The organism is Paraburkholderia sp. Ac-20336 (assembly GCF_017105025.1).
GTDB lineage: Bacteria > Pseudomonadota > Gammaproteobacteria > Burkholderiales > Burkholderiaceae > Paraburkholderia.
The window spans coordinates 22093-30785 of sequence record NZ_JAAGPS010000094.1 but is presented as its reverse complement, the minus strand read 5'-3'; the positions used below and the strand labels follow the sequence as shown (position 1 = coordinate 30785).

The following is an 8693-nucleotide window of genomic DNA, read 5'->3' as shown; positions in this document are numbered from 1 at the left end:
GCACGACCGGCTGACCGCCGCCCGGCACGCGTCCGCCGCTTTGGGCGAAACGCTGCGCGAGGTCGTCGCGATACGCGGCCGGCATGGCCGGAGTGCGCGTCGCCACGACCTGCCGGGCGGCGACGCTCGCGGGCGGCCGGTAATTCGCGCGCCGCAGATCGGACCCGAAGCTCTCGCGCACCGGCGCGATTCCCGGCGCACCGGGGTTGATCCGCGCGTTGCGCCATTGACCCGGATCGACCTTCTGCGCGAAACGTCCGACCGGCTGACCATGCACGAACGCGGTCGCCGGCACGGCTGTCACGCCGCCGGGCACGCGATAGTTCACATACGTGTTGTGGATGTTCACGTTCGTCACGTTGCGGTGGTAGTCGTTGACGATCGTCGTGCGGTTCACGCGGTTGTAGTACCCAGGGCTCCAGCGGTCGTGATCGCCCCAGTGCGGATGCCACGGCTCGCCCGGACCGAGCGGGAACCACGCCACGCCCGTCGCGATCGCCCCGCCGATCGCCAGATTCACACCCCAGTCGACGCCGCCGTCATCGTCGCCGACGAAGGCCACCAGCGCGGGCGCATAGACGGGCGGCGCGGCGGCTTCGAGCGGACCCGGCACCCACGCCCACGAGCCGTCGATGTCGGCCCAGCGGCCGTAGTGGTAGGGCGCGAAGCCCCACGGTTCGTCGTCGACCCAGGTCCAGCCCCAAGGCGCCTGCCATACCCAGTGGCCGTCGTGATACGGCGCCCAGCCGGCGGGCGTCGCGCGCGGCACCCATACTTCGCCGTACTGCGGGCTGTCGCGCCAGGTGCCGTTGGCGTCGAGGTCCTCGTAACCGGGGATGTCGCGCGACACGTAGCGCGCCGACAAGGAACGGTCTTCCGTGGCGTCGCGGCTGGCCGCCCACTGGTCGAGGTCGTCGAGGCCGGGCGCGCGGTTGTCGGCGAGCTGCTGCAGATTGGTGCCGCCGAAGCGGATCTGCTGGCCCGCCGCGACCGGCACCTGGCCGCCGTCGCCGTACGCGATCGCGCTGCCGCTTCTGACGGTGACGGTCGTGCTGCTGCCGTCCGGCGCGACGTCGACGCGGTAGTCGCCGGGGCCGTTCATGCCGAGCGCGAGATTGGGCGTGTCGATTTCATACGACGAGCCCGGCGGGAGTTCGCGCACGTGCGTCGACAGCGTGCCCTGCGCGACTTTGAGCTGCGCGCTCGTGTCGTCGAGATTGAGTACGTCGAGGCTCGTGTTCTGGCCGAGGCGCACCGCGGTCGAGCCGATGTGCAGCTCCGAGCGCGCGTTCTGGTCGTTCCAGAGCTGGTCGCCGGCCGTGAGCGGGCGGTTGATCTGCGCGTACGACCAGTCGCCGGCGCCGGCGGGCTCGGTGGTCACGGTGCCGGCCGTGTAGTTCAGACGCGCGATGCGCCCGGGCGGATCGCCGCCCTGCGTGGCGGCCGCACCTGCTGGCGCCGGCGGCGCTTCCTGCGCGAAGCCGGTTTGCGCGGCGAGCGCGAGCACGGCGGCCGCGATCAGCGTGTAGCCGGAGAGCCGGCGTTGGCGTGCGTGTCGTTCGATCCCGGATTTCATGGTGGTCTGGGTAACGTTTGTCATGATTGATCTCCCTCCGACGGACGCGGCAATCCGCCGGGCCCGTAAGGTACTGTACCCGTCGCCGATGTTTCAGGGCCGCCACTTTTGTAAGGTGGATTCGCTGGCGGTAACAAAAGGTCTCCGCCGGGTGCAAGGGCGCGCGGGCAGGGCCCGGCGAGCGGTCGTTCGCGGGTTCGGGGCGGCTGGGATTGGACGGTTGCTACGAGCGGTTCACGTGGCGCTTGCGGTTCCTGCTGCACCCGCGGTTTCGACGATTCGGGCCAGCGGCACGATTCCGGCGATGCGTCAGACGATGCGGGACAGGCGCGCGTTCACTCGTATTCATCGGGTCGCAACTGGCGACTGGTGCTTGCGTTGGTGCTCATTCGGCGTTCATTCGGCGAGAAACGCATCGAAATACCGTTGTCCAGCAGGCGTGATGCGCAGAATGCGCGGCCGCTCGCTGCGTTCGACCCAGTCGTGCGCGCACCATGCATCGAGCAGCGCCGCGCCGAGCGCGCCGCCCAGGTGCGGACGGCGCATGCTCCAGTCCGGGCAGGTGCACGCGAAGCGCCGGCGGCGGCTCTTCTGTTCGGACAGAGCGATGCCCCAGTCGGCAAACCGGGCGGCTCCCTCGACGGTGGTTTCGAGCGAGGCGCCGTGCTGGGTGAGCATCCCGCGCGCGAGCATGCGCTCGAACAGCCGCACCGACAATTCGCCCGCCATGTGGTCGTAGCAGGTGCGGGCATAGCGCATTTCGAACGGCACGGTACGCGCGGGGCGCGGCGCGTTCCGTTGCGGCGCGCTGAGCTGGGCGACGTTGGCGAGCGCTTCGATCGACGCCGCGATCTCCGGCGAGGCGATGCGGAAATAGCGATGCCGTCCGCGCACGTCGAGCGCGAGCAGGCCGCCGTCGGTGAGGCGCGAGAGATGCGCGCTCGCCGCCGAGGGCGAGAGCCCTGCGATCATCGTCAGTTCGCCAGCGGGGCGGGCGCTGCCGTCCATCAGCGCCCACAGCATCGCGGCCCGGCCCGGGTCGGCGAGCAAGGCGCCGATGCGGCTCAAGCCGGGGAAATGGTTCTGGTCGTCGGCGCGGGGGGCTGTTGTGGGGGAAGTCATCGGGGCTCCTGAGTCGTGTGAAACGCCGCTTGACGTGTCCAAAGGTGGCTGCGGTCGGCTGGATGTGGCTGACGTCGATCCGGCGGTTGACGTGGCAACGCGACAACGCGGCAGGCTGCGAAGCATCGCGATTAGCCGCCTTGAACCTTCAGTCTCAAGCCTCGGCAAGCGGCCAAGCCTGGCGGCACACGGCGGCGACGCGGCGTGCCTTGCTCTCCACTGTATCCGTCCGCGCGATTCGATGTTTCAGCCTGGCGTGAACGATGCCATACCGCAAGCGCGCCCAAAACCGGCAGCTCGGGCCGGGAACCCGCGTTTCGGCGCCGTCTCGGCCCGCCAGGCTAGAATCGAAGCCTGTCTTTGCAGGAATACGCGTGATGAAAACTCTTCTGGCCGTCGCCGCTGCGGTTCTGCTGCTGGGCGCCTGCGCGCAGGGCGGAGCCGGTTCGGGCTCGGCGGGTAGCGGCAGCATCGAGATGTACGGCACGATCGACGAAGGCATCAGCGTCCACAACTAGGTGCGGTTTTTATCGCGGCCGTGCGGCGCGCGAGGCGCTCCCCGGCGGATATTTCGCCTCTCCATGCGCTCGACGCCGCGCCGCGCGCAATATTGCGCTCGTATAATCGCCCCCTTTCAATGCATCCGATTGACCGGAGTCAAGATGAGCACTCTCCCCACCGCCCCGCTGGACCGTTCGGAAACGACCTTCCGCTTTCTCGCCGAGCCGATCTCGGTCAACTTCGGCGGCAAGGTGCATGGCGGCGCGCTGATGAAGTGGATCGACGAGACCGCCTATGCGTGCGCGGCAGTCTGGTCGGGGCGCTATTGCGTGACGGTCAGCGTCGGCAATATCCGTTTTCGCCGGCCGATCCTCGTCGGCAATCTCGTCGAATTGCGCGCGCGGGTCGTCGCGACGGGCCGCACGAGCATGCATATCCACGTGTCGGTGCAGGCGGGCGACCCGAAAGGCGGCGAGCTGCTGCAAACCACGGACTGCCTCGTCGTGATGGTCGCCGTCAACGAGAACGGCCATCCGGTGCAGGTGCCCGCTTTCGTGCCGCAGACCGATGAGCAGAAGCGCCTCGCCAAGTACGCGATGGACGTCAAGGACGCGCTCGACGCGATCGTCGAGCTGAAGCCGGAAGAAGTCGCTCAAGGGAAGATCTGAGCACCGCGGGGTTGCCCTCCAGCCTGCATGCAGAGACTGGCGGCGCGTCTGCTGCACGCGCCGCCCCGCGCACTTCCAGCCGCACTTTCTGGCGCACTTACCCCGCCGTGCGCCCCACCATATCCTTCGGCTGCACCCACTCGTCGAACTGCTGTTCGGTGACATAGCCGAGCGCCAGCGCCGACGCCTTCAGCGTCGTGCCTTCCTTGTGCGCCTTCTTGGCGATCTGCGCGGCCTTGTCGTAGCCGATGTGCGGATTGAGCGCCGTCACGAGCATCAGCGATTCGTTGAGCAAGGTATCGATGCGCTCGCGATTCGGCTCGATGCCGAACGCGCAGTTCTCATTGAAGCTCAGCGCGCCGTCGGCGAGCAGACGCACCGATTGCAGCACGTTGTGCGCGATCATCGGACGAAACACGTTCAGCTCGAAGTTGCCGCTCGCGCCGCCGATGTTCACTGCGACGTCGTTGCCGAACACCTGCGCGCACAGCATCGTCAGCGCTTCGGACTGGGTCGGGTTGACCTTGCCCGGCATGATCGAGCTGCCCGGCTCGTTTTCGGGAATCGACAGCTCGCCGAGACCGCAGCGCGGTCCGCTCGCGAGCCAGCGGATGTCGTTGGCGATCTTGTTCAGGCTCGCGGCCACCGTTTTCAGCGCGCCATGCGCGAACACGAGCGCGTCGGCGCCGGCCATCACCTCGAACTTGTTGGGCGCCGACACGAACGGCAGACCGGTCAGCTTGCCGATCGCGGCCGCGACGTTGTCCGCGAACTGCGGATGCGCGTTCAGGCCCGTGCCGACCGCGGTGCCGCCCTGCGCGAGCTCGTACAGATGCGGCAGCGCCGATTCCACGTGACGGATGCCGTGCTCGAGTTGCGCGACATAGCCCGAAAACTCCTGGCCGAGCGTGAGCGGCGTCGCGTCCTGCAGGTGCGTGCGGCCGATCTTGACGACTTCGGCGAACGCCTTCGCCTTGCCGTCGAGCGTGTCGCGCAGCGTCTTCAGCGCGGGCAGCAGATGCTTGACGATCGCGTAGGCGGCGGCCACGTGCATCGCGGTCGGGAACACGTCGTTCGACGACTGGCCGCGATTCACGTCGTCGTTCGGATGCACCTTGCGCGCCTCGCCGCGCTCGCCGCCGAGCAGCTCGCTCGCGCGGTTCGCGATCACCTCGTTGAGGTTCATGTTGGTCTGCGTGCCGGAGCCGGTCTGCCAGACCGCGAGCGGAAATTCGCCGGGATGCTTGCCGTCGATGATCTCGTCGGCCGCCTGCATGATCGCGTGCGCCTTCTTTTCGTCGAGCACGCCGAGACCGAGATTGACCTCGGCCGCCGCGCGCTTGACGACGGCGAGCGCGGTAATCAGTTCGGGCGACTGCTTCTCCGTCGAAATCTTGAAGTTCTGCAGCGAGCGCTGCGTTTGCGCGCCCCACAAACGGGCGTTCGGCACGGCGATTTCGCCGAACGTGTCGCGTTCCATGCGTACGTCTTCAGTCATCTTGCACTCCACTTCTCAAAGTTCATCGTTGACAGGCAATAGGGAGAATAGACCCGTTAGCGCATTGCGGTAGAAACCCGCCTGCGGATCGAAAATGTAGGTGCGCGGCCGGCCGTCCTCGACGTCGGTCCACACGAGCGGCGAGCGCGGCGCGCCGATCGAGCGCAGGTAGGCAAGCTGCGTGGGGCCGGCGAGCGTCACGCGATAACTCTGCTCGGGCTGGGTCGCGAAATCGAAGATCTTCGCGACCTGATTCGCGAGGGCGGGGCTGTGGATCACGAGCGCGAGTTCGGTGTTCAGATGCGCCGAGCGCGGATCGAGATTCATCGAGCCGATCACGAGAATCTGGTGGTCGATCACATAGGTTTTCGCATGCAGGCTCGCGCGCGAACTCGAGCCCACCAGCCGCGCGCGCGGCGTGTCCTGGCGCGGCTTGAATTCGTACAGCTCGACGCCCTGTTGCAGCAGCGGCACGCGGAACGGACTGTAGCCGGCCTGCACGGCGACCGCGTCGGTCGCGGCAAGCGAATTGGTCAGCACGGCGATGCGGATGCCGCGCTGCGTGAGTTCGCCGGCCGCCTTGACACCCGCTTCGTGCGGCACGAAGTACGGCGAGATGATCAGGAAGTCGTGGCGCGCGTCGCGCATCAGCTGGAACAGCCGTTGCATCGGCGGGCTCACGTAATCCGGCGAGGGATGCTCGATTTTCTCCGGCAGGTCTGCCGCGAATTCGGCCGGCGCCCAGGTGAGGTCCAGTTGCTCGCTCGCGATCTGCGAGGCGAGCGGCGTGGCGTTCAGCGGCTTCGCGTTGTACGGATCGGCGTTCTCGCGCCAGTGCTCGCGCAGATCGTCGCGCGTCTGGTCGAGCTCCTTCTGATCGAACGTCTGCTTGTTGAGCACGCTCAGCGGATAGGCGATGCCGCTGTTCCAGTAGTCGTCGAAACTCGCGGAGACATCCGCGACGATCGGGCCGGCCGCCAGCACGTCGAGGTCGCGGAATTGCAGCGTTTCGCTGGCGCTGAAGTATTCGTCGCCGAGATTGCGGCCGCCGACGATCGCCAGCTGGTTGTCCGCGATCATCGCCTTGTTGTGCATGCGGCGCGTGAAATGGCCGATCTGCGTGAACAGATTCGTGGTGCGCTCGAACATGCCTTCCTGCGCGCTGCCGAACGGGTTGAACACGCGAATCTCGATGTTCTTGTGCGTGTTCAGGCCGGCCATGGTGCGGTCGATGTCCTTGAAGTTCAGATCGTCGACGAGCATGCGCACGCGCACGCCGTGATCGGCCGCATAGAGCGCGGCGCCGAGCAGCAGCTTGCCGGTGGTGTCCTCGTTGGCGATGTAGTACTGCATGTCGAGCGTTTTCGTCGTCGCGCGCGCGAGCGCGATGCGCATCTGCAACGCGTCGGTGCCGCTCGACAGCACCCGGAAGCCCGATTGCCGCGGATGCTGCGCTTCGAGCGGCACGAGCGCGGCGCGCAGCGGGGTGTCGGCGGTGACGGGGAGGGCGTGGGTGAGGGCGCGGTCGTACGCGGTAGCGGGCGGCCTGGTGGCGCACGCGCTCAGCAATGCGCCGAAGCAGCAGAGCAGAAGGATACGTCCCGCTATGCCCGGTGCGCGCCGGCGGCGTGGCGTGGTCCGGCTCGGGTCGAGAGGCTCGTGCACGTGGTGTTCTCCCTTTTCGCAAGCGTCTCGTGGCGACTGGCGCGAAGGCAGGGTCCGCGCTGTCGAGAAGCCAATTCTAAGGGGAATCGGGCGAGGTGGCTTTCGTTCCGCACAGGGCGATAAGGTGGCGGGGGATCGTGCTTGTGGTTTGGCGCGGCGTCTGGGTGCGTGGCGGGTGAGCGGGTGTTTTTTCCCCGGTTGCCGTGCAGGGTGAGATAGGGCGGCCACGCTGTTGCCGTGATCGAGATTGCGATCGCGGGTGAGGCTTTCGTTGCGTCATGGCGCGCACCGACAGGCTCCGGGCCAGCCGCTTCGTGCGTTGCGATGACCGTAGCCGCCCTTGAGGCGTCTGACGCGCAACTTCGTTGTTAAAGCGCTCGTTGCGCCACGACCGTCGCGTCGATGGGCTCCGTGCCGACCACTGCGCGCGCGGCGATCACCCGAACCGCAATCGCCGCGCCAAGCCCCAACTTACCCGCGCTCGGCATTCAGCGCGCGCTCGCCGTCGGCATGCGTCGAGCCCTTTGCCGGACGGCCGGCCCAGTAGCCCGCGAGCAGCGACCCCGAGAGGTTGTGCCACACCGAAAAGAGCGCGCCCGGCAGCGCCGCGAGCGGCGTGAAGTAGAGCTTGCCGAGCGTCGCGGCGAGGCCGGAGTTCTGCATGCCGACTTCGATCGCGAGCGTGCGGCAGACGGCTTCGTCGAAACCGAGCAGACGCCCACCCCAGTAGCCGCCGAGCAGGCCGATGCCGTTATGCAGCACGACGCCGAGCATCACCACGAGACCGACCGAGGCAATGCTCTTCTGCGTGCCGCCGACCACCGCGCCGATGATCAGCACGATCGCGACCATCGAGACGAGCGGCAGAATCGGCTCGACCTTGCGCACGAGCTTGCCGAACAGATGGTTGATGACGAGACCGACGACGATCGGCAGCGCGACGATCTGCAGGATGCTCATCAGCATGCCTTGCACGTCGACGACGATCGACGCGTCGACGTAAAGACGCGTCAGCAGCGGTGTCGCGAACACGCCGACGAGCGTCGACAGCGCGCTGATCGTGACCGACAGCGCGACGTCGCCGCGCGCGAGATAGATCATCACGTTCGACGCGGTGCCGCTCGCGACGCTGCCGACCAGCACCATGCCGGCGGTCAGGTCGGGCGGCATGCGCAGCACCCGGGCGATGACCCACGCGGCGAGCGGCATCACGAGGTAGTGCAGCACGATGCCGGCGATCACGGGCGCGGGGCGCGTGAACACGCGCAGGAAGTCGGACGCCGACAGCGTGACGCCCATCGCCAGCATGATGATCGTGAGAAGCGTGGTGACGTGCGGCGCGACGCCGGCAAACGACGCTGGCGAGAAATACGCGGCGATCGAAACGAGCACGGCCCAGAGCGGGAACAGGCGGGTGACGCGGGCAAGCATGGCGGTGGGTCCTCAGGTTTTTTTATTGCGAGAAATCGGTGTGACGGGTCCGGCAGCCGGCATCGGCCGGGGAGTCGGCTACCGGCGGCGGGCGTTCCGTTTTTTTGCTGCGCCGGAGCGCGTGAAGCGGTGAGCGGTGACAGCAGGTGCGCGGCCACGGCATCGTCGACGCGCGGCTAACCCGGTGCGATCCGATGCACGGCGCGTGGCGAGCAGCCCATTCGAGCGGCAG

7 protein-coding genes are annotated in these 8693 nt (G+C 67.5%); 2 read left to right on the top strand and 5 right to left on the bottom strand.

Translation table 11 applies throughout. From position 1 onward, the window contains the following. Positions 1 to 1600: DUF6600 domain-containing protein (locus tag GXB81_RS22475; RefSeq protein WP_205990352.1), on the bottom strand; the 1600-nt coding region annotated here is incomplete at its 3' end. 372 nt (positions 1601 to 1972) lie between these two features. Then, a complete protein-coding gene (locus tag GXB81_RS22470) occupies positions 1973 to 2698 on the bottom strand; it encodes a helix-turn-helix transcriptional regulator (RefSeq protein ID WP_205990351.1) in 726 nt (241 codons plus the stop codon). Between the two features lie 377 nt (positions 2699 to 3075). Between GXB81_RS22470 and GXB81_RS22465 the strand changes: the two genes are divergently transcribed. Further along, complete coding sequence (locus GXB81_RS22465; RefSeq protein ID WP_167050287.1) at positions 3076 to 3216, top strand: hypothetical protein; 141 nt, start codon at positions 3076 to 3078, stop codon at positions 3214 to 3216. Positions 3217 to 3360: 144 nt separating this feature from the next. Continuing rightward, the gene (locus GXB81_RS22460; protein ID WP_167050289.1) at positions 3361 to 3867 is read left to right on the top strand and encodes an acyl-CoA thioesterase; all 507 of its coding nucleotides are present in this window, start codon (positions 3361 to 3363) and stop codon (positions 3865 to 3867) included. 97 nt (positions 3868 to 3964) lie between these two features. On the opposite strand, the gene fumC is transcribed toward GXB81_RS22460, so the two are convergent. The 3 genes from fumC to GXB81_RS22445 form a co-directional block, all read right to left on the bottom strand. Further along, positions 3965 to 5365: a class II fumarate hydratase gene (gene fumC / locus GXB81_RS22455; protein WP_205990350.1), complete on the bottom strand. Its 1401-nt coding sequence runs from the start codon at positions 5363 to 5365 to the stop codon at positions 3965 to 3967. A 15-nt stretch (positions 5366 to 5380) separates the two neighbouring features. Beyond that, entirely contained in the window at positions 5381 to 6973 is a 1593-nt protein-coding gene (locus GXB81_RS22450; protein ID WP_346777814.1) for a phospholipase D family protein, read from the bottom strand. Between the two features lie 528 nt (positions 6974 to 7501). Beyond that, entirely contained in the window at positions 7502 to 8461 is a 960-nt protein-coding gene (locus GXB81_RS22445) for a bile acid:sodium symporter family protein (RefSeq protein ID WP_167050295.1), read from the bottom strand. Between the last annotated feature and the right edge of the window lie 232 nt (positions 8462 to 8693).

Coding starts and splice junctions, on each gene's coding strand:
- GXB81_RS22470 (WP_205990351.1), bottom strand. CDS start 2,698: ATGACTTCCCCCACAACAGCCCCCCGCGCCGACGACCAGAACCATTTC.
- GXB81_RS22460 (WP_167050289.1), top strand. CDS start 3,361: ATGAGCACTCTCCCCACCGCCCCGCTGGACCGTTCGGAAACGACCTTC.
- GXB81_RS22445 (WP_167050295.1), bottom strand. CDS start 8,461: ATGCTTGCCCGCGTCACCCGCCTGTTCCCGCTCTGGGCCGTGCTCGTT.
- GXB81_RS22465 (WP_167050287.1), top strand. CDS start 3,076: ATGAAAACTCTTCTGGCCGTCGCCGCTGCGGTTCTGCTGCTGGGCGCC.
- fumC (WP_205990350.1), bottom strand. CDS start 5,365: ATGACTGAAGACGTACGCATGGAACGCGACACGTTCGGCGAAATCGCC.